The following is a 22781-nucleotide window of genomic DNA, read 5'->3' on the forward strand; positions in this document are numbered from 1 at the left end:
ACGGTGGGGGATTCGAAGAGGGCCCGCAGCGGCAGCTCTACCGCGAACGTGGCGCGCACGCGCGAGACGAGCTGGGTGGCCAGCAGCGAATGGCCGCCGAGCGCGAAGAAGTCGTCCTGCAATCCGATTCGCTCCACGCGGAGGACTTCGGCGAAGAGGGCCGCGAGCTGCTCCTCGGTGGGCGTGCGAGGCGCAACGAAGGCGCGAGGCATGTCCACGGGTTCCGGAAGGACCTTGCGGTCCACCTTGCCGTTGGCGTTGAGGGGCAGGGCCTCCAGGACGAGGAGCGCGGAGGGCACCATGTACTCGGGCAGCCGCTGCTTGAGGCTCGCCTTGAGGGCTTCGGAGTCCAGCACCTGGCCTTCGCGCGCGGTGACATAGCCGACGAGGCGCTTGTCCGAGTCCGTGCCCCGGGCCACGACGACGGCCTCGTTGACGCCGGTGACGGAGCGCAGAGCCGCTTCGACTTCACCCAGTTCGATGCGGAAGCCACGCACCTTCACCTGGAAGTCGACTCGGCCGAGGAAGTCGAGCGTGCCGTCTTCCCGCCAGCGGGCCTTGTCGCCCGTGCGGTAGAGGCGCTCGCCGGGAGTGGAGGCGAAGGGGTGGGGGACGAATCGCTCCGCGCTCAGGTCCGGACGATTGAGGTAACCCCAGGCAAGGCCCTGGCCACCGACGTACACCTCTCCGGCTACGCCCACGGGCACCGGACGCAGGTGGGCGTCGAGCACGTAGGCCGTGGAGTTGGAGAGCGGGCGGCCGATGGGCACTGCACCGTTCACCACCGTGTCGCGACGCAGGGTGAACGTCGCGGAGAAGGTGGTGTTCTCCGTGGGGCCGTAGCCGTTGAGGAGGGTGGTGCCTTCGGAGATGCGGGCGAGGTGCTCGCGCACGCGCGCGGCGGGCAGCACGTCGCCACCGGCGAGCACCTGACGCACGCCCGCGAGGGCTTCACCCTGGTGCAGGGCCATCTGCTCGAAGAGGGCTGCGGTGAGCCACAGGGACGTCACGCGGTGGTGACGCAACTGGGTCGCCAACTCCTCAAGCGAGAGGGAGTGAGGCGGAGCGAGGACGAGCTTCGCGCCGTGCAGCAGGGCGCCCCAGATTTCGAGCGTGGAGGCGTCGAAGGCGACCGGGGCTGCCTGGAGCCAGACCTCGTCAGGCCCGAAGCGCATGAAGGAATTGCCGAGCACCAGGCGGGTGATGCCCCGGTGAGGCACGCAGACGCCCTTGGGGCGGCCCGTGGAGCCCGAGGTGAACATGACGTAGGCCAGAGCCTCGCCGTCCACGCAAACATCCGGCGCATGCGTGGGCATCGCCGCGATGACGTCTCGCTGCGCATCCAGCCAGACGCGGGTGCCTGATGCAGGCAGCAGTGAAGCGAGGGGCTGGTGGGTGACGATGACGTGGACGTCGGCGTCCTCCAGCAGTGAGGCGATGCGCTCCATGGGGGCGTTGCGATCCACGGGAACGAAGGCCGCGCCCACCTTGAGGATGGCGAGCAGCGCCGTCACCATTTCGAAGGAACGTTCGACAGCGAGGCCGACGCGTGCACCCGGGACGATGCCCAGGGCCCGCAGGTGGTGCGCCAACTGGTTCGCGCGTGCGTCCAGTTGGGCATACGTCAGCGAGTCATCCCCCAGCACGAGGGCGACGGCGTGAGGCGTGCGCTGTGCCTGCTGGGCGAAGTGAACGTGGACGGGGACGTCCGTCGGACTGGCGACGGCCGTGTTGTTCCACTCCACGAGGATGCGCTGACGTTCCACTCCCGTCAGCAACTGCACCTCGGCCAGGGACTGCTCAGGCTTCGTGGCCACGGCCTCCAGCAGCGTGCGCAGGTGGCCTGCCATCCGCTCGATGGTGCTCTGCTTGAAGAGGGCGGTGCTGTACTCCAGCGTGCCGTGCAGGCCTTCGCTGCCTTCGGTGAAGAAGACACTCACGTCGAACTTCGACGTCGAGTGAGTGGCTTCCAGGCCTCGCAGCCGCAGGTCCGGCAGCCGCACGTCCTCCGTGGGCACGTTCTGGAGCGCCAGCAGCGTCTGGAAGAGAGGCGTGTGGCTGAGGCTGCGCGTGGGTTGCAGGGCCTCCACCAGCTTCTCGAAGGGCACTTCCTGGTGCTCGTAGGCCTCCAGCACCGTGGCGCGCACCTGCCGCAGCAGCGTCCGGAAGGACTGCTCCTCGTCCACCTTGGCGCGCAGGACGAGCGTGTTGACGAAGAAGCCGATGAGGCCCTCCGTCTCCGCACGAGTGCGGCCGGCGATGGGCGAGCCCACGTTGAGGTCCTGCTGCCCCGTGTAGCGCGCAAGCAGGCCCTGCCAGGCGGCCAGCAGCACCATGAAGAGCGAGCCACCCTCCTGGTGACCCAGACTCCGGAGCGATTCCGTCAGCTCGCGAGACAGAGAGAAGCTGAGGGTTGCTCCCGCGGTGCTCCGGGCGGCAGGACGGGGGAAGTCGGTGGGCAACTCCAGCACTGCGGGAACACCGGAGAGCTTCGCCTCCCAGTAAGCCATCTCCTGCTGAAGCGTTTCGCCTGAAAGCGTGCGGCGCTGCCAGTCGGCGTAGTCCGCGTACTGCACCGCCAGCGCGGGCAGGGGAGACGATTGCCCGGCGGAGAAGGCCGCGTAGAGGGCGGTGATTTCCCGCACCAGCACGCCCAGCGACCAGCCGTCGGAGACGATGTGGTGCATCGTGACGACAAGCACATGCTCGCGCTCGGAAAGCTTGAAGAGGCGCGTGCGGAGGAGGGGGCCCGTGTGCAGATCGAAGGGCTGCCGCATCTCCGCTTCCACACGGGCTCGCGTCTCGGACTCGCGCTGTGCTTCGGGCACGTTCGTGAGGTCCACGAGGGCCAGGGGCTGGTGGCTGTCGGGATGGATGACCTGGACAGGCGTCCCCTCCACCTGGGCGAAGGTGGTGCGCAGGGCCTCGTGGCGGTGCACGACTTCCTGCAGGGCGCGCTCCAACACCTCGGCGCGCAGGTGGCCCTCCAGCCGGACGGCGACGGGAACGTTGTAGAGGGCGCTGCCCGGCTCCAGTTGATCCATCAGCCACAGCCGCTGCTGGGCGAAGGACAGCCGCCGCGTGCCTTCATGCGAGACGTGGGTGAGGTGTGGGCTGCTGGTGCGGGTGAGGCCCGCGATGCGCGTGGCAAGGGCCTCCACCGTGGGGGACTCGAAGAGGGCGCGCAGGGGCAGTTCCACGCTGAACTCAGCGCGCACGCGCGACACCACCTGCGTGGCCAGCAGGGAGTGACCACCCAACTCAAAGAAGGAGTCCTTCACGCCCACCTGGGGCAGGCGGAGCACCTCCGCCCAGATGGAGGCGAGCTTCGCTTCGGCTTGCGTGCGAGGTGCCTCGTAGGTGTTGCCTGACTGCGGTGCCTCCGGCTCCGGCAGGGCCTTGCGGTCCACCTTGCCGTTGGAGTTGAGGGGCAGGGCGCCCAGCACCACGAAGGTGGAGGGCACCATGTACTCAGGGAGCCCCTGGCGCAGATGCGCCCTGAGGGCTTCCACCTCCAGGGAGGCCTCCGCCTTGGGCGCGACGTAGGCGACCAGTCGCTTGTCAGCGGCTTCGCCCTTCGCGACGACGACGGCGTCCTTGATGCCCGGTGCACGGCGAAGCGCCGCTTCGATTTCACCCAGTTCGATGCGGAAGCCGCGCACCTTCACCTGGAAGTCGATGCGGCCCAGGTACTCCAGGCGCCCGTCCATGCGGTAACGGACGAGGTCGCCCGTGCGGTACATGCGGCCGCCCGGAGGGCCGTACAGCTCGGGCACGAAACGCTCCGCGGTGAGTTCCGGGCGCAGCAGGTAGCCACGCGCCTGGCCTTCGCCCGCGAGGTACAGCTCGCCTGCGACGCCCACGGGTACCGGCTGCAACGAAGCGTCCAGCACGTAAGCACGCGTCGCGGGAAGAGGCCTGCCGATGAGAGGCACCTCGTCACGGCCGACGAGGGAGGCCGTGGAGTAGGTGGTGTCTTCGGAGGGGCCGTAGAGGTTGAAGAGTTTCTGCACCGTCGGGACGGCGTAGACCTGTCTGGCCAACGTCTCCGGCAGCGCTTCGCCCGCGAGGTTGACGACGCGCACGGTGGGGGGCACCGCATTCAGGCGCAGCAGTTGCGCCATGGCGGAGGGCACCGTGTTGACGAGGGTGACGTGGGAAGCGGTAGGCAATTCCGCCAGGTGCAGCGCGTTGCGTGCCACCACCACCGCGCCGCCACTGGAGAGAGGCGCGAAGAGCTCGAAGACGGAAAGGTCGAAGTTGAGACTCGTCGCGGCGAGGGTGCCCTTCAACTCCTCCGGAGAGAACGTCGCGAGTGCCCAGTGGAGGAACGCCACGGCGTTGCCGTGGGAGATGGCAACACCCTTGGGACGGCCGGTGCTGCCGGAGGTGTAGATGAGGTAGGCGAGGTGCCCGGCGTGGATGTCCACAACAGGCGCCGTGGTGGGCTGCTTCGCCAGCTCCGCGTCCGAGTCGAGGCACACCGCTGTGGCAGAGGTTTCGGGCAGCGCAGCGAGCAGATGCGAGTGGGCGACGAGAGCAGGGCCCTGGGCGTCCTCCAGCAACCAGCCCAGGCGCTCACGCGGATAGCTGGGGTCCAGCGGCACGTAGGCGCCACCGGCCTTGAGAATGCCGAGAGCACCGATGAGGAGGTCCTCGGTGCGCTCAACGCAGAGGCCGACGCGGACTTCGGGGCCGACGCCCAGGCCGCGCAGGCGGTGGGCGAGTTGATTGGCCTTCGCGTCCACTTCCCGGTACGTCAACTGACGCTCCGGCGTGATGACAGCCAGCGCGTCCGGCGTGCGGCGCACCTGGGCCTCGACCATCGCGGGGATGCTGGGCGCACGCTCGGTTTCAGTGACCGACGGATTCCACTCGACGAGGAGTTGCTGGCGCTCGGAGGCGGTGAGCAGGGGCAGGTCGCCCAGCCTCGTGTCCGGCTTCGTGGCAATGGCCTCCAACAACACACCGAAGTGTCCGGCCATCCGCTGGATGGTCGCGACGTCGAACAGGTCCGTTGCGTACTCCAGTGAACCGGCCAGCCCTCCCTGGACCTCTTGCAGCGAGAGGGAGAGGTCGAACATCGCGGAGTGGGCTTCCAGCGGCAGCGCCTGGAACGACAGGCCCGGCAGGTGCAGTGCGCGGGTGGGGGTGTTCTGCAGGACGAACATGGCCTGGAAGAGCGGGCTGCGGCTCAGGTCGCGCGCGGGCTGCACGGCTTCGACGAGCTTCTCGAAGGGCAGGTGCTGGTGGTCGTACGCCGCGAGCGTCGTGCCTCGCACCTGGGCCAGCAGCTCACGGAACGTCGCGCGCGGGTTCAGGTGAGCGCGCAGGACCAGGGTGTTGATGAAGAAGCCGATGAGGCCTTCAGTCTCCGCCTGGGTGCGGCCCGCGATGGGGGAACCGACGCTGACGTCGTCCTGTGCGGAGTAGCGCGACAGCAGCACCTGGAAGGCCGCCAGCAGCGTCATGAAGGGCGTGGCGCCTTCACGCTGGGCCAGGGCCTTGAGCGCATCAGAGACCTGCGCGGGGATGCGCACCTCCAGCATGGCGCCCCGGTGGGACTGAACGGGCGGACGCGGGTGGTCCGTCGGCAACTCGAGTGCGGAAGGTGCTCCAGACAGCTGCTTCTTCCAGTAACCCAACTGCGCGTCGAGCACCTCACCCTGGAGCCAGTTGCGCTGCCAGGTCGCGAAGTCCGCGTACTGCACGGGCAACGGCGAGAGGGCCGGCGTGCCTCCCGTGGTGAAGGCCTCGTAGAAGGCCACCATCTCGCGCACGAGGACGCCCATGGACCAGCCGTCGGAGACGATGTGGTGCATCGTCACCAGCAGCAGGTGTTCATTCTCCTCCAGGCGCACCAGCGTGCTGCGCAGGAGCGGACCCCTGGCGAGGTCGAACGGCCGCCGCGCTTCCTCGTCAGCCAGCCGCCGGGACTCTTCCTTCCGCCGGGCATCCGGCAGGGAGGAGAGGTCCACGAGAGGCAGCGTCCAGCCCGCCGGAGCATGGACAGTCTGGGTGGGCTGACCCTGATGCTCGTGGAAGGTGGTGCGCAGGGCTTCGTGGCGTTGGACGAGTGACTCGAAAGCGCGACGCAGCGCTTCGATGTCCAGGTGGCCGGAGAGCTGAAGCGCGGTGGGGAGGTTGTAGGACGCGTCTCCGGGCTGGAGCTGATCCAACAGCCACAGCCGCTGCTGCGCGAAGGACAGCGGCTCCGATGCGCCGCGGGTCGCGGCCCTGCGCAGGGGAACCGAGGGCGCGGTGGTGCCCTCGGCGTCGATGCGCCGGGCGAGGGCGGCGACGGTGGGGGCCTCGAACAGCGCACGCAGGGGCAACTCCCTGCGGAAGGCGGAGCGCACGCGCGAGACAAGCTGGGTGGCCAGCAGGGAGTGACCGCCCAGGGCGAAGAAGTCGTCGTGGATGCCCACGCGCTCCACGTGCAGCACCTGCTCGAAGAGCGGGGCGAGTCGTTCCTCGGTGGGGGTTTGCGGCGCGACGTAGCGGGCCGCGAGCTCCGAACCCATCGGCGCGGGCAGGGCTTTGCGGTCCACCTTGCCGTTGGTGTTGAGAGGCAAGGCCTCCAGCACGAGGAAGGCGGAGGGCCGCATGTGCTCGGGAAGGAACTGCTTGAGCCAGTCCTTGAGGGCCTCGGGCGTGGGGGCGGGGTCCGTTCCTTCCGGAGGCACCACGTAGGCGACGAGCCGCTTGTCACCGGGCACGTCCTCGCGTGCCAGCACCACGGCGGCGTGCACCTGAGGATGCTTGAGGAGGGCCGCTTCGATTTCGCCCAACTCGATGCGGAAGCCACGCACCTTCACCTGGAAGTCCGCACGGCCCAGGTAGTCGAGCATTCCATCTGCGCGCCAGCGCACCACGTCGCCGGTGCGGTAGAGACGGGCACCCGGGGTGGAGGAGAAGGCGTCGGGGATGAAGCGGTCCGCTGTCAGCTCGGGACGATTGAGGTAGCCGCGCGCGACGCCTTCGCCGCCGATGAACAACTCACCCGCGACGCCGACGGGCACGGGCCGCAGCGTGCGGTCCAGCACGTACACGCGCACGTTGGGCAGGGGCCGGCCGATGGTGGGCGTGGGCGAAGCGTCGAAGGCGCAAGCAGTGGCGTCGACGGTGCACTCGGTGGGGCCGTAGACGTTGAAGACGCGCGGACGCGGGACTTGCGCCAGGTGACGCCACGTAGCCGGGTCCACGGCTTCACCACCCACGAGGACGCGGCGGGGAATGGACTGGCTTTGCAGCAGGCCTTCATCCACCAGCAGGCGCAGGTGGGCGGGAGAGCAGTCGAGGACGTCCAGCGCGTCCTGGCCAATGCGGTGGACAAGCTCGCGCACGTCGGAGCGGGCCTCGTCGGGGACGATGCAGAGGGTGTGGCCGTCGAGCACCTGGATGAGCTGCTTGACGGAGGCGTCGAAGGAGAGAGGCGCGTTGACGCTGACGCGCTCTGCCGACTGGGCACCAGCGTGCACGGTGGCGGCAAGGGCGACGCGCAGGTTCAGCACGGAGCGGTGCTGAATCATCACGCCCTTGGGGCGGCCGGTGCTGCCGGAGGTGTAGATGATGTACGCCAGATGCTCCGGCGTGACTGACGTCACCGGGGCGTGCGAGGGCTTGCGGGAGAGGTCCGCGGCGTCGGAGTCCAGGCAGATGTCGTGCGCGGCGTGCGGAGGCAGCGAATCGCGCAGGCGCTGCTGGGTGAGGACGACGGGAGCGCCCGTGTCGATGAGGACATGTGAGAGCCACTCACGCGGGTAGCTGGGGTCGATGGGGACGTAGGCGCCACCGGCCTTGAGAGTGCCGAGGATGCCGACGAGGGCTTCGACGGAGCGCTCTACGCAGAGCACCACGCGCACGTCAGGGCCGACGCCCAGCTTCACCAGCCGGTGGGCAAGCTGATTGGCGCGCGTGTCCAACTCACGGAAGGTGAGCTGCTCATCACGGCAGAGGACGGCCAGGGCTTCGGGCGTGCGAAGGGCCTGGGCGGCGAAGGCGTCATGGAGGCAGAGGTCGCGAGGGAACTCAGCGCTGGGGCCATTCCAATCGACGAGCAACTGCTGGCGCTCCGGAGCGGTGAGCAGCGGCAGGCTCGCGAGCGTCGAGTCCGGCTTCGCGGCAATGGCCTCCAGCAGCACGCCCAGGTGGCCCACCATTCGCTGCACTGTCGAGGCATCGAAGAGATCGCTGCTGTACTCCAGGACGCCGATGAAACCCTGAGGAGAGTCCTGCAGCGTCAGCGTCAGGTCGAACTTCGCGGAGTTCGATTCGAGTGGAAGTTGCTCGAAGGACAAGCCCGGCACACGCAGTGCTTCGATGGGCGTGTTCTGCAGGGAGAACATCGCCTGGAAGAGCGCGCTGCGGCTCAGGTCGCGCACGGGCTGGAGGACTTCCACCAGCTTCTCGAAGGGGACGTGCTGGTGCTCGTAGGCCGCGAGCGTCGTGCCGCGCACCTGCGCGAGCAATTCGCGGAACGTCGCCCGGGGCTCCATGCGAGCACGCAGGACCAGGGTGTTGATGAAGAAGCCGATGAGGCCTTCGGTCTCCGCCTGGGTGCGGCCGGCAATGGGCGAACCGACGCTGATGTCGTCCTGTCCAGAGTAGCGGGACAGGAGCAGCTGCCAGGCCGCGAGCAGCAGCATGAAGGGCGTGGCGCCCTCGCGCTGGGCCAGGGCCTTGAGCGCCTGCGAGACCTCCGGAGGGAGGCGCACGTCCACCGTGGCGCCGCGGTGCGACTGCACGGGCGGACGCGGGCGGTCCGTAGGCAGGTCCAGCGCGGCCGGCGCACCCGCGAGCTTCTCCTTCCAGTAGGAGAGCTGGGTCTCCAGCGTTTCGCCCTGGAGCCATTCCTGCTGCCAAGCCGCGAAGTCCGCGTACTGCACGGGCAGCGGCGCGAGGGCGGGCACCTGCCCCGCGTGGAACGCCGCATAGAGCGCGGTGAGTTCACGGACGAGGACGCCCATGGACCAACCGTCGGAGACGATGTGGTGCATCGTCACCAGCAGCAGGTGCTCCGCGTCGGCCAGGCGCACCAGGGACGTGCGCAGGAGCGGACCGGCTTCCAGATCGAAGGACCGGCGGGCCTCCAGGTTCGCGAGGCGCCGTGCCTCTTCGTCCCGCTGCGCTTCGGGCAGCGAGGAGACGTCGAGCAGGGGCAGCGTCCACTCCGCGGGCGCGTGGATGCGCTGAGCAGGCTGGCCCTGGTGCTGGGTGAGGGTGGTGCGCAGCGTCTCGTGCCGGGCGACGAGGGCCTCGAAGGCACGGCGCAGGGCTTCAACGTCCACCTGGCCCTTCAGCCGAAGGGCTGCGGGGATGTTGTACGCGGCGCTGCCCGGCTGGAGTTGGTCCAGAAGCCACAGCCGCTGCTGGGCGAAGGAGAGAGGCGGCGGGCCTTCGTGGGCAGCGCGCGTGAGTGGAGGCAGTCGCGGGCCGGAGGTCGCGGCGTGCAGACGCTCTGCGAGGGCGGCGACGGTGGGGGCCTCGAAGAGCGCACGCAGGGGCAGCTCCGCGCCGAAGGCGGCGCGGACGCGGGAGACGAGCTGGGTGGCCAGCAGCGAGTGGCCACCGAGGGAGAAGAAGTCGGAGTGGATGCCCACGCGCTCCACGCGCAGGACCTGGGCGAAGACATCGGCCAGCTTCTCTTCGGTGGAGTCGCGCGGGGCAACGAAGTCCGCGAGGGGCGAAGGGTCAGGGACAGGCAGGGCCTTCCTGTCCACCTTGCCGTTGGCGTTGAGGGGGAGCGCCTCCAGGACGAGGAAGGCGGAGGGCACCATGTACTCGGGCAGCCGCTCCTTGAGGAAGGTGCGCACCGCGCCGGTGTCCAACTGCTGGCCCGAAGTGGGCACGAGGTAGGCGACAAGACGCTTGTCGCCGGGCACGTCCTCACGAGCGAGGACGACGGCCTCATGCACGGAGGCATGGGCGAGGAGGGAGGCTTCGATTTCGCCCAACTCGATGCGGAAGCCACGCACCTTCACCTGGAAGTCGAGCCGCTGCAGGTAGTCCAGCTGGCCGTCTGCGCGCCAGCGCACGACGTCGCCGGTGCGGTAGAGGCGGGCGCCCGGGATGGAGGAGAAGGGGTGAGGGATGAAGCGCTCGGCACTCAGGGCGGGCTGGCCGAGGTAGCCCCAGGCGAGGCCTTCGCTGGCGAGGAAGAGCTCGCCGGGGACACCAATGGGCACCGGCTGCAGGTGGGCGTCGAGGACGTAGGTGCGGGTGTTTGCGATGGGGCGGCCAATGGGAGGCCGCGTGCCGTCGTCGCGCGTGGAAGCAGTGACGGGAGTGAAGGTGGCGACGACGGTGCTCTCGGTGGGCCCGTAGTGGTTGAAGAGGGTGGCGGGCAGCGAAGGAGGCGGGCCGTGGTGCAGGGCGTCTCCGCCCGTCAGCAGCGCACGGAGGGCCATGGGACGAGGCCACTCTTCACGCAGGACGGCTTCTGCCAGCGGCGTGGGCATGAAGCAGGTGGTGATGGCTTCGCGGGCCATCCACTGCAGCAATTGAGAGGGCTCCGCACGCACGGCGTCCGGCGGGACGACGAGGCTCGCGCCGGAGGCCAGGGAGGGCCACACCTCCCAGGTGGAAGCGTCGAAGGCGACGCCGGCAGTGAGGGCGGTGGAGTCGTCAGGCGTCAGCGAATAGGTGCGCTGGTGCCAGGAGACGAGATTCATCAACGCGCGGTGGTGGACGGCGACGCCCTTGGGCTTGCCGGTGCTGCCGGAGGTGTAGATGACGTAGGCCAGGTCCTCCGGGCCCACGGACGCCACCAGCAGCGGTTGCCGCGTTGTCACGGCCTCTGCTTCCAGCGAGAGGACGCGCGCGGCGAGGGCGGGAAGGGACGGCCGCAGGTGCTGCTGGGTGAGGAGGACGGACGCAGTGGAGTCCTCCAGCATGAAAACCAAACGCTCCGGCGGGACGCCGGGAGAGACGGGGACGTAGGCGGCGCCCACCTTGAGGACGGCCAAGAGGCCCGCCACCAACTCCGGGGAGCGCTCGGCGAGGACGGCGACACGGTCGCCACGGGAGACGCCCGCCGCGTGCAACTGGACGGCAAGGCCGTGGGCCCAGGCGTCGAGGCCCGCGTAGGTGACGCTTCGCTCGCCCATGCGCACCGCAATGGAGTCCGGTGCACTCCGGGCCTGCTCGGCGACGACGTGGTGGATGCATGTGTCGCGCGGGAAGGCGACGTCCGTCTCGTTCCACTCGACGAGGAGTTGCTGGCGCTCGGAGGCGGTCAGCATCTCCAACGAGGAGGCGCGGGCGTCAGGCCTGGCCGCGAGGGAGGCGAGGAGGACAGCGAAGTGGCCCATCAGACGCTGGACGGAAGAAGCGTCGAAGAGGTCGGTGCTGTACTCGAGGAAGCCGGTGAGGCCCTGGGGCACCTCGAAGAGGGTGAGGGCCAAATCGAAGCGGGAGGAGTTGCCCTCCAGGGGGATGGGCTGGAAGGCCATGCCCGGGACGCGCAGTGCCTCGGCGGGGGCATTCTGCAGAACGAGCATCACCTGGAAGAGAGGGCTGCGGCTCAAGTCGCGCGAGGGCTGGAGGACTTCCACCAGCTTCTCGAAGGGCACGTGCTGGTGCTCATAGGCCGCGAGGGTGGTGGCCTTCACCTGGGAGAGCAGCTGGCGGAACGAGTCCTCCGGGCGCACGTGGGCGCGCAACACCAACGTGTTGACGAAGAAGCCGATGAGGCCCTCGGCCTCGGCGTGGGTGCGGCCGGCGATGGGGGAGCCGACGCTGATGTCGTCCTGGCCGGAGTAGCGAGACAGCAGCAGCTGGAAGGCGGAGAGCAGCAGCATGAAGGGCGTGGCGCCCTCACGCTGAGCAAGGCCTCGCAGCGCGTCGGTCAGCTCCGAAGGGAAGTGCACGGGCACCGTGGCACCACGCCTGGACTGGACGGGCGGACGCGGGCGGTCCGTGGGCAGCTCCAGCGCGGCGGGGGCGCCCGCCAGCTGCCGCTTCCAGTAGCCAAGCTGCGCGTCCAGCGTTTCGCCCTGCAGCCACTGGCGCTGCCAGAGAGCGAAGTCCGCGTACTGCACCGGCAGCGGTGCGAGTGAAGGCTCACGGCCGGCGGTGAAGGCGGCGTAGCTCGTTGCCAACTCCTTCACGAGGACGCCCATGGACCAGCCGTCGGAGACGATGTGGTGCATCGTCACGAGGAGGACGTGCGTGTCCTCGGCCAGCCGTAGCAGGGCGGTGCGCAGCAGCGGACCGTGGACGAGGTGGAAGGGCTGACGGGCTTCCCGGGTGGCAAGCCGCACCGTCTCCGCTTCGCGCGCGGCCTCTTCCAACCCGGAGAGGTCCTCCACGGGGAGGGCCCACGCAGCCGGGGCATGGATGCGCTGGAAGGGCTGGCCCTCGTGCTCGAAGAAGGTGGTGCGCAGGGCTTCGTGACGCGCCACGAGCGCCTCGAAGGAGCGGCGCAAGGCCTCCACGTCCAGGTGCCCGAGCAGGCGCAGCGCGACGGGGAGGTTGTAGGACGCATCGTCCGGCGCCAGCTGATCAAGGAACCAGAGACGCTGCTGAGCGAAGGAGAGCGGCTGGGGGCCTTCGGTGCGCGTGCGCGTCAGCGGTGGCAGGCGAGTGCCCGTCGCCGTGCGCTGCAACCTCTCCGCAAGGGACGCGATGGTGGGGGCCTCGAAGAGGGCGCGAAGAGGCAACTCCACACCGAGCGTGGCGCGCACACGGGCCACCAACTGGGTGGCGAGCAGCGAGTGGCCGCCCAATTCGAAGAAGTTGTCCGTGCGGCCCACGGTGGGGACGCGCAGCACTTCGCTCCAGAGCGCCGCGAGCTTCTCCTCCAGCGGCGTCACGGGCGCTTCGTAGGCGTGCGAGGCCCGAAGCAGGCTCGCCTCCGGGGCCGGCAGCGCCTTGCGGTCCACCTTGCCGTTGGACGTCAGCGGCAGTGCCTCCATGGAGACGAAGGCCGCGGGCACCATGTACTCGGGCAGGTGCTGCTTGAGGTGAGCGCGGAGCACCGTGACATCGAGCGCTTCACCCACGACGTAGGCGACGAGCCGCTTGTCGCCCGGAGCGTCCTCGCGGGCGAGCACGACTGCGTCCTTCACGGCAGGGGCGGCACGCAAGGCGTTCTCGACTTCGCCCAGTTCGATGCGGAAGCCACGCACCTTCACCTGGGCGTCAATGCGTCCGACGAAGTCCAGCTGTCCGTCCGCGCGCCAGCGCACCACGTCGCCCGTGCGGTAGAGGCGAGCCCCCTCCTCACCGGAGAAGGCATCCGGCACGAAGCGCTCAGCGGTGAGGCCCGGCCGTCCCGCGTAACCACGCGCGACGCCTACGCCACCGATGTAGAGCTCACCGCGCACGCCCACGGGCACCGGCTGCCCCTGCCGGTCCAGCACGTAGACGCGCACGTTCGCCAGCGCCTTGCCGATGGACGGCACGCCGTTGCCCGCCACGACATCGCCCAGTGTGGCGATGACGGTGGCTTCCGTGGGGCCGTAGGTGTTGATCAACCTTCGTCCCGGAGCCCAGCGCGCGACGACGTCGGCAGGCAGTGCCTCACCGCCGGAGATGACGGTGCGCACCTTGGGCAGCCCTTCGGACGACGTGGCCGCCAGTGCCGCCGGGGTGAGACTGACGACACTCAACTCCTGCTCACGCAGCAGCACGGGCAGGGGGGCGCCCGGCATCAACTTCTCCAGCGGCGCGAGCACCAGCGTGGCGCCGTTGCAGAGCGTGGTGAAGACTTCTTCCACCGACAGGTCGAAGCTGAGGCTCGCGAACTGGAGCACGCGACTGCCGGGCCCGATGCCGTAGGCCACCGCCTCGTGGGTGACGAGGTTGGCGACGCTGCGGTGCTCCACTGCCGTGCCCTTCGGTGTCCCCGTGCTGCCCGACGTGTAGAGCAGGTACGCCATGTTCGCGGGCGTCACGCCCGTCCTGGGCGCATGCGTCGGCTCTTCGGCGAGAGCACCCCGCTCGGTGTCCAGGCAGAGCGCACGGTCACGCAGCGCCTCCGGGAAACGGTCCACCAGCGCCTGCTGCGTGACGAGCACCTGCGCGGCGCTGTCCTCCAGCATGAAGGCCAGACGCTCACGGGGCAGCAGCGGATCCACGGGCACCCAGGCGCCACCGGCCTTCAGGATGCCGAGCAGGCCGATGACGATATCGAGCGAACGCTCGACGCTGAGGGCGACGCGGACTTCCGGGCCCACACCACGCTGACGAAGGGCATGCGCGAGCTGATTGGCGCGCGCATCCAGCTGCGCGTACGTCAACTCCGTCCCCTCGAACACCGCGGCCAGTGCCTCGGGCGCATTGCGCACCTGCGCCTCGAAGAGCGAGTGCACGCACGCTTCCGGGAACGGCGCCCGCGTGGCGTTCCAATCCACCAGCACCTGCTGGCGCTCCTCACCCGTGAGCAGCTGCAGCGACGACAGCCGCTGCTCCGGCCGCGCGACGAAGCCCTCCACCACCAGCCGCAGGTGCCGCATCATCCGCGTGACGGTGGACCTGTCGAACAGGTCGGTGTCGTACTCCAGCTCGCCCGTGAAGCCCTTCTCGGTCCGCGACAGCGAGAGCGTGAGGTCGAACTTCGCGGACGCGCCCGTGCGCTCCTCGACCTGCACCTTCACGCCCGCGAGCGAGAGGTCCACCTCCGGGATGTTCTGCATGAGGAACAGCACGTTGAACAACGGCGACTCGCGCAGGCTGCGCATCGGCTGGAGCTCTTCGAACGGCACGTACTGGTTCGCGAGCACCCCCAGCGTGGTGGTGCGCACGCGGCCCAGCAGCTCCCGCACCGTGGGCTCGCCGCCCATCCGGGTGCGCAGCACGAGCGTGTTGATGAAGAACCCGAGCAGTCCCTCCAGCTGCGCGTCGTTGCGGCCCGCCACGGACGAACCGATGCTCACGTCGTCCTGGCCGGAGTAACGGCCAATCAACACCTGCAGCGCGCCGAGCAGGAACATGAAGGGCGTGATGCCCTCGCGCACGCAGAGGGCCTCCACGGCCCGCGTCAGCTCCAGGGGGAACGCGACCGGCATCAGGGCGCCGGGGTGCGCCTCGCGCAGGCCTCGCGGGCGGTCCGTGGGCAACTCCAGCACGGACGGCATTCCTTCAAGCTGCTGGCGCCACCAGTCGAGCTGCCGCTCCTTCTCCGCGCCCGACAGCCACTGGCGCTGCCACACCGCGAAGTCCGCGTACTGGAAGGGCAGCGCGGGCAGGACGGGCTGCGTCCCCGCCACCAGGGCCCGGTAGGCCTCCGACAGCTCCCGCATCAGGACGCTCATGGACCAGCCGTCGAAGACGGCGTGGTGGAGGGTCAGCAGCACCAAGTGCTCCTGCGCATCCAGCACCAGCGCCGACACGCGCAGCAGCGGCCCCACCTCCAGGTTGAACGGGAGCCGCACCTCCAGCTCCGTGCGGCGCTTCACCTCCGCGTCGCGCTGCTCCGGCGAAAGGGCGCGCAGGTCCACCACCGGCAGCACCAGCGGCTCCGGCGGCGCGATGACCTGCACGGGCGCTTCCGTGCCCGGCTGCAAGGTGGTGCGCAGCGACTCGTGCCGGTGCACCACCAGCTCCAGGGCGCGGCGCAGGGCCCCCAGGTTCAGCGCCCCCGTCAGCCGCAGCGAGAACGGCATGTTGTACGCGGCCGAGCCTGGATCGAACTGCTCCAGCACCCAGAGGCGCTGCTGCGCGAAGGACGCGGGCAGCTTCTGCGTGCGCGGCACCGGCACCACCGGCGGAGGGCCGACGAAGCGCGGATCCTTCGCCGAGGCCGCGATGCGCGCCGCCAGGTCCGCCACCGTGGGGGACTCGAACAACGCCTGCAGGGGCAGGTCCACCTGGTACGCCGTGCGCAACCGCGACGTCAGCCGCGTGGCGAGCAGCGAGTGGCCTCCCAGCTCGAAGAAGCTGTCCGTCGCACCCACCCGCTGCACGTTCAGGAGCGATGCGTAGAGCTCCGCGACCTGCGCCTCCATCGGCGTGCGGGGCGCGACGAACTCGCGCGCGGCCTCGGTGGACACGTCCGGCGCGGGCAGGGCCTTGCGGTCCACCTTCCCGTTGGGCGTCAGGGGCATGGCGTCCAGCACGACCAGCGCGGACGGCACCATGTACTCGGGCAGCCGCTCCTTCAGGAGCGCCCGCAGGGCCGGGGACTCCAGCGTCTGGCCGGGACGCGCCACCACGTAGCCCACGAGGCGCGCGTCGGCCGCGCTGCCGCGCACCACCACGGCGGCGTCGCGCACGCCGGGGGCCTGGCTCAGCACCGCTTCAATCTCTCCCAGCTCGATGCGGTAGCCGCGCAGCTTCACCTGGTTGTCGACGCGGTTGAGGTACTCCAGCACGCCGTCCGCCGCCCACCGCACGCGGTCGCCCGTGCGGTACACGCGCTGGCCCGGCACGCCGCCGTGCGCGTCCGGGATGAAGCGCTCCGCTGTCTGATCCGGCCGGTGGAGGTAGCCCCGGGTGACGCCCTCGCCACCGATGAACAGCTCGCCCGGCACGCCGCGCGGCACCGGGTTCAGCCCGCTGTCCAGCACGTACACCTGCGTGCCGGAGATGGGCCGCCCGATGGGGACGCTGCCCGTGCCCGACGTCACCGCGTGCGCGGTGGACCACACCGTCGTCTCCGTGGGGCCGTACACGTTCCACAGCGCGCGGCAGCGCTGGAGCAGCGCCTCGGCCAGCTCGCGCGGCAGCGCCTCGCCGCCGGTGAGCGCCGTCAGCCCCGGGTCCCGCCAGTCCGTCTCCAGCAGCAGCCGCCAGGTGCTGGGGGTGGCCTGGAGCACCGTCGCCCCGCGCTTGCGGAGCAGGCCCGCGAGCCGCGAGCCGTCCACGGCGATGTCACGCGACGCGATGACCACCTGCCCACCCACCGACAGCGGCAGGAACAGCTCCAGCACCGCGATGTCGAACGACAGCGTGGTGACGGCCACCAGCACGTCCCGGGCGGACATGCCCGTCGTCTCGCGCAGCGCCGCGAGGAAGCGCGCCACCGCGCCGTGCGGCACCTGCACGCCCTTGGGACGGCCGGTGCTGCCGGAGGTGAAGAGCACGTAGGCCACGGCCTCTGGCGGCACCGCGTCGCGCAGCGGCGACCCGTCCTCCGCCGCGATGGCCTCCGCGTCCCCGTCCAGCAGCACCACGCGCGCCGAATGCGGCGGCAGGATGGACTCCAGCGAGCGCTGGGACACCAGCACCGGCATTCCGCTCGCTTCCACCATGTACGCCAGTCGGTCCGTGGGGAACGCCGGATCCAGCGGCACGTAGGTGCCCCCGGCCTTCAGCACGGCGAGCACCGCCACCAGCATGTCGAGCGAGCGCTCCACGCACAGGCCCACGCGCACCTCGGTGCCCACGCCCAGCCGGCGCAGGTGACGCGCCAGCCGCGACGCCCGGGCCTCCAATTCCGCGTACGTGAGCGACGCGTCGCCGAAGGTGGCGGCGACCGCGTCCGGCGTGAGGTCCGCCTGCGCCTCGAAGGCGCCGTGCTGCGAGCTCCACGGCAGCGGGGCGGGGCGGGGCGGCTGCCAGGCGCGCAGCACCTCGTGGTGCTCGGCGTCGGTGAGCAGCGGCAGCCGGGCCACGGCCTCGTGCGGGCGGCGGACGATGCCCTCCAGCAGCACGCGCAGGTGCTCCGCCATGCGCGCCATCGTGGGCGCGGTGAAGAGGTCGGCGTCGTATTCCAGGAAGCCCTTGAGGCCGCTCTCCGTCTCCAGCACCTGGAGCAGCAGGTCGAACTTCGACGTGTGCGTGTCCAGCTCCAGCGCCTCCAGCCTCACGCCCTCCACGGAGGTCGCGCCGCGCAGGGACGCCTGGAGCGTGAGCATCACCTGGAAGAACGGCGTGCGCCCCTGGGTGCGCTCCGGACGCAGCTCCTCCACCAGTCGCTCGAAGGGGAGCTCCTGGTGCTCATGGGCCGCGAGCACCGTCTCTCGCACCTGGCGCAGCAGCGCGCGGAATGACGCGGAGGCCTCCACCTGCGTGCGCAGCACCACCGTGTTGACGAACAAGCCGATGAGGCCCTGCACCTCGCCGCGATCCCGGCCCGCCACCGGCGAGCCCACCGTCACGTCCTCCTGCCCCGCGTAGCGCGACAGCAGCACCTGCCAGCCCGTCAGCAGCACCATGAAGAGCGAGGCGCCCTCCTGCTGCGCCAGCGTCTTCAATGCTTCCGTCAGCTCCCGCGACAGCTGCAGGTCGTGACGGGCACCCCGGCCGCTGCGAGCCGCGGGACGGGGCAGGTCCGTGGGCAGCTCCAGCGCTGAGGGAACCCCGGCCAGCTGCTGCTTCCAGTAACGGAGCTGCTTCTCCAGTCGCGGGCCCTGCAGCCACTCGCGCTGCCAGACGCCGAAGTCCGCGTACTGCACGCCCAGGGGCGGCAGGGGCGCGGGCTGGCCTCGCGCGAAGGCGCCGTAGAGCAGCGCCACCTCGCGCACCAGCAGCGTCATGGACCAGCCGTCGGAGACGATGTGGTGCACCACCACCGCGAGCAGGTGCTCTCCCGGCGCCCACGTCATCAGCTGCGCACGCAGCAGCGGACCGTTCGCGAGGTCGAAGGGCCGGGCCGCGGCTTCACGCGCCAGCCGCCACGCCGCCTCCGGTGAACCCACCCGGTCGTGGTGCTCCAGCGTGAGCACCGGCTCCGGCGACACGACCTGCACGGGCTGCCCCGAGGCGTCCTCGCGGAAGGTGGTGCGGAGCACCTCGTGGCGGCGCACCACCTCGCGCAGCGCGCGCTCCAGCAGGGCCACGTCCAGCGCGCCCTCCAGCCGCACCGCCATGGGCACGTTGTAGAGGGGGCTGCCGGGTTGCAGCTGATCCATGAACCACAGGCGCTGCTGGGCGAACGACAGCGGCAGCGGGTGCGAGCGGTCCTGCACCGGGATGCCTTGCACGACGTTGCCCGTGGCGGCCTTCTGCGCGGCCATCTTCTTGAGCAGCTCGGCACGCTTCTCCGGTGACAGGTTGGCGATCCGCTTCGACAGCTCGTTGCTCATCTCGATGGACTCCGCGCTCGGGGACGCCATCGCGAGCGTCACCCGGGGCGGTGACGTTCGCGGGGACTCAGGCCTGCTGTTGATTCCGGATTGACGCCCTGCGCCGCTCTCCCGGGAAAAGCGCGGGGGGGGTCAAATCCACACTCGCCATATTATTCTTGGGCGAGCGACCTGTCATGGGGGCGACCTGACGGAAGCCCGAATGAATCCGTGTATTTGCGGGAAGAGACGGGTTTCCTGAAGTCGTTGCGGGAAGAACTTCCGGCGCCCTCCAGAGAGGGACCTGCGCACGGGGTCGTCCCTCCGTCTGGAGGGGGAGCAGGGGCAGCCGGTCGTCTGGTGCGAGCGGGGTGGGGTCCGCCCAGATTCTGGCCAGCGAGGACCCCGTCCATGGCCCCTTCCACGCCTGCCCTGTCGCGCCCGCTGCCGGCGCTGGAGGACCTGTCCGCGAAGGCGGCGTCGCGGGAGACGCGCCCATGAGCCGGCTGCGCAGGCCGCCGGGCCCGGACGACCGCTTCCAGGGACCGCGCGACGCGCCCGTCATCCTGGTGGAGTACGGCGATTACCAGTGCCCCTACCGCGGTGAGGCCTACGGGGAGGTGAAGCAGCTGCAGGAGCTCCTGGGCTCGCGGATGGGGTTGGTGTTCCGCGACTTCCCGCTGACGCAGTCGCATCCGCAGTCACTCCAGGCCGCGGAGGCCGCCTCCGCCGCGGACGCGCAGGGCCGCTTCTGGGAGATGCACGACCTGCTCTTCGAGCACCAGGACATGCTGGAGCGGCCCGGCCTGCTGGAGCTCGCGGAGATGCTGACGCTGGACCTGGACCGCTTCCGTGCGGACCTGGACTCGCACCGGTTCGAGGCGCGCGTGCACCGGGACTTCATGGACGGCGTGCGCAGCGGCGTGAACGGCACACCGACCTTCTTCGCCAACGGCCACCGGCACGATGGCCCCTTCGATGCCGACTTCCTGCTGGACGCGCTGACGGGAGGCCTGGGCGCCTCCCGCTGAAGCGCCGGTCCGCCTTCAGCCCGCCTTCGCGAGCGCCAGCGGCGAGGCCAGGGTGGCGGGCGTGGGCACGGTGTAGCCCGCGACGAAGAGGGTCTCCGCGATCGCCTCGCCGACGTTGGCCTGCGTGTCGTTGTACTCGGTGGGCTTGCAGAAGATGCACACCGCCAGGACCGGCCCCTGGAGCGTGAACTCCGCGATCTCCACCTGGGGCACGGGCTTCGCCTGGACGCCCGTCACCGACGGCATGCGGTCCAGCAGCGCGTGCTGGAGCACGCGCACGTCCACGCCGTGCATCAGCGGCACCTTGATCGTCATCTTGCGGTGCGGGTGGTGGCTGAAGTTGACGATGTTGTCGCTGAACATCTGGTTGTTGCCCACGGAGATCCGCACGTTGTCCGACGTGTCGAGCGTGGTGACGAACAGGCCGATCTCCTGGACGATGCCCACGACGCCGCCGGCTTCAATCTCCTCGCCCACGCGGAAGGGCCGCAGCACCAGCAGGAAGACGCCCGCCGCGAAGTTGGCGAGCAGCCCGGACCACGCGGCGCCGATGGCGATGCCCGCGGCGGCGATCAACGCGGCGAAGGACGTCGTCTCCACGCCCATCACCCCCAGGATGCCGACGATGAGCATCAGGGTGAGCGTGCCGGTGAAGAGCGAGCCGACGTAGCGGATGAGCGTGGCGTCCAGCTGCCGCCGCTGCAGGCCCATGTCCAGCACCTTGCGGAAGCCGCCAATCACCGCCCGCCCGATGAACCAGATGAACAGCGCGCCAATGACCTTGAGCAGCAGCGGAAGCGCTTCGGTCAGCGCAAGTGACTTCAACTGAACGACAATTTCATCCATGACTCGAACTCCCTTGACCCGGGCCGGGCGTGCCCCGTGCCTTTTGCACGGGACAGGCCACGGGATGCAAGCCGACCTCCCGTGAAGCCACAGCTGTCCGGGAGGGCAGTCCTGACCCGTCAGTCCGGGGCCTGACGCGCCGGGGGGAGGGGCTGACGCGTCAGCGCCCTTGATGCGGCGGGTGCTTGCGTGGAAGGGCGCCGGGGGAGACGTTGCGCCGCATGCGTCTGCTCCCGGTCCCGTTCCTGATGCTGCTGAGCGCCTGCACGGCCTCCCGCGTCGCGCTGCCTCCGCCCACGGGCGACGAGGTGACGGTCTTCATCCACGGCTACCGGGGGTCGTTCCTCGCCACGGCGGACGCGGAGCACGAGCGGGCGTGGGTGTCCGTGGGCGACCTGCTGACGCGTGGGGAGCGTTCGCTGGCGCTGCCGTTTCCCGGGCAGCGCGCGACGCCGACCTTCGGAGCGCTGGAGGTGGACGGGCCGATGACGCGCTTCACGGTGCTGCCGTGGGTGGCGCGCTACGACATCTACAAGGGCTTCCTGGAGTTCGCGCGTGAGCGCCTGCCCGGCTTCATGGTCTTCGACTACGACTGGCGTCAGGACAACCGCGTGACGGCGAAGCGGCTGTGCGCGCTGCTGGAGGAGCTCGCGGCGGCACGGGGTGGCCGGGTGAAGGTGAACCTGGTGGCGCACAGCATGGGCGGGCTCGTCACGCTGCACTGCCTGCGCTACGGCACCGGCGACGACACGGGCGAGCCCACGTGGGCGGGCGCGCGGCACGTGAAGCGCGTGGTGTTCCTGGGCACGCCGTTCCGGGGCGCGCCGGGCATGTTCGACGACTTCACCCTGGGCACCCCGATGGGGCGCAACCGGGCGCTCCTGTCCCCGGAGGCGCTCTTCACCTTCGCGTCCGCCTTCCAGCTGCTGCCCGCGGAGAGCGACTTCTTCGTGGACGCGAGCGGCCAGCCGGTGGCGTTCGACGCGTACCGGCCGGACGCGTGGGTGGACGGCGGGTGGGGCGTGTTCCAGGACGCGGCCGTGCGCGAACTGCCCGCGTATCGCCAGTGGCTGGAGCGCATGCTGGAGGCGCGCTCGGGGCTGGCGCGGGCGCTGTCCGAGCGCGGGGGACCGCCTCCGCCCTTCCGCACGCTGGCGGTGGTGGGCGTGGGGCATCCGTTGATCAAGTCCTTCCGGGTCATCGACGGGAAGCCCACGTTCGAGGACCCCGTGCTCGCGGACGGTGACGGCTCCGTGCTCACGACGCGCGCGCTGCCTCCGGCGCCGCTCCACGTGGACCGGCTGGAGACGAAGGCGGACCACGTCGCGATGGTGGGCGACGAGGAGGTCATGGAGGCCGTCGCGCGCTTCGTCACGGGGGACTGAAGCGCACCGCGGCGAAGGCTCAATCGCCCTGGATGGCGGCCTGCCAGTCGCCGTCCGCGGAGATGCCGACGCGCATGCCGATGTAGCTCTTCTCCTTGCGCATGTCGGTGATCATCTCGTCCGGGTAGATGCCCTTGAGCAGGGCGAAGTCCGCGTCGGTGGCGCCCTCGCGGAAGGCGGTGGGCCACCAGTAGAGGTTGCCCTCCTGGTAGAAGGGGAGGTTGAGCACGTGGACCAGCCGCGCCAGCACGGGCTGCGGGCTGTCCTTCCACTCCTCCTGGATGCGCCAGGTGGTGGCCATGTCCTGGTCGGGGTCGTAGGAGAAGCGCACGCTCTTGCCCTTCTCGTCGCCCAGCTTCTGGAGGCCCGCGTAGTCACACGCCACGGCGGCCTTGATGATGCGCTCGCGCATGGAGGCCACGGCTGGGGGCAGGGGCGTCGCGGTGGGCTTGGGAACGGGGCTCAGCCGGCTCGCCGAACACGACGCCGCGGCCGGGGCGCTGGCCCCATTCGGCTTGGAGGCTGTCCCTTATACACATCTGACGCTGCCGACGATAAGGCCCGCCGAG

5 protein-coding genes are annotated in these 22781 nt (G+C 70.2%); 2 read left to right on the forward strand and 3 right to left on the reverse strand.

Going from position 1 to position 22781, the window contains the following annotated elements:
- A partial coding sequence (locus D7W79_RS17010; protein ID WP_244221814.1) for a non-ribosomal peptide synthetase occupies positions 1-19001 on the reverse strand: 19001 nt, incomplete at its 3' end.
- Positions 19002-19447: 446 nt separating this feature from the next.
- Here D7W79_RS17010 and D7W79_RS17015 point away from each other — a divergent pair.
- Entirely contained in the window at positions 19448-19981 is a 534-nt protein-coding gene (locus tag D7W79_RS17015; protein ID WP_120526432.1) for a DsbA family protein, read from the forward strand.
- A gap of 15 nt (positions 19982-19996) precedes the next feature.
- Here the strand turns inward: D7W79_RS17015 and D7W79_RS17020 are convergent, their stop codons facing one another.
- Positions 19997-20827 carry a mechanosensitive ion channel family protein gene (locus tag D7W79_RS17020; protein ID WP_120526433.1) on the reverse strand — a complete coding sequence of 277 codons (831 nt, stop codon included), beginning with the start codon at positions 20825-20827 and terminating at the stop codon, positions 19997-19999.
- A gap of 221 nt (positions 20828-21048) precedes the next feature.
- Here D7W79_RS17020 and D7W79_RS17025 point away from each other — a divergent pair, with 221 nt between their 5' ends.
- On the forward strand, positions 21049-22212 hold the full coding sequence (locus D7W79_RS17025) for a lipase family alpha/beta hydrolase (RefSeq protein WP_120526434.1): 1164 nt from the start codon (positions 21049-21051) through the stop codon (positions 22210-22212).
- 19 nt (positions 22213-22231) lie between these two features.
- On the opposite strand, the gene D7W79_RS17030 is transcribed toward D7W79_RS17025, so the two are convergent.
- The gene (locus tag D7W79_RS17030) at positions 22232-22624 is read right to left on the reverse strand and encodes a hypothetical protein (RefSeq protein ID WP_120526435.1); all 393 of its coding nucleotides are present in this window, start codon (positions 22622-22624) and stop codon (positions 22232-22234) included.
- Between the last annotated feature and the right edge of the window lie 157 nt (positions 22625-22781).

This window comes from Corallococcus exercitus, from assembly GCF_003611585.1.
GTDB lineage: Bacteria > Myxococcota > Myxococcia > Myxococcales > Myxococcaceae > Corallococcus > Corallococcus exercitus.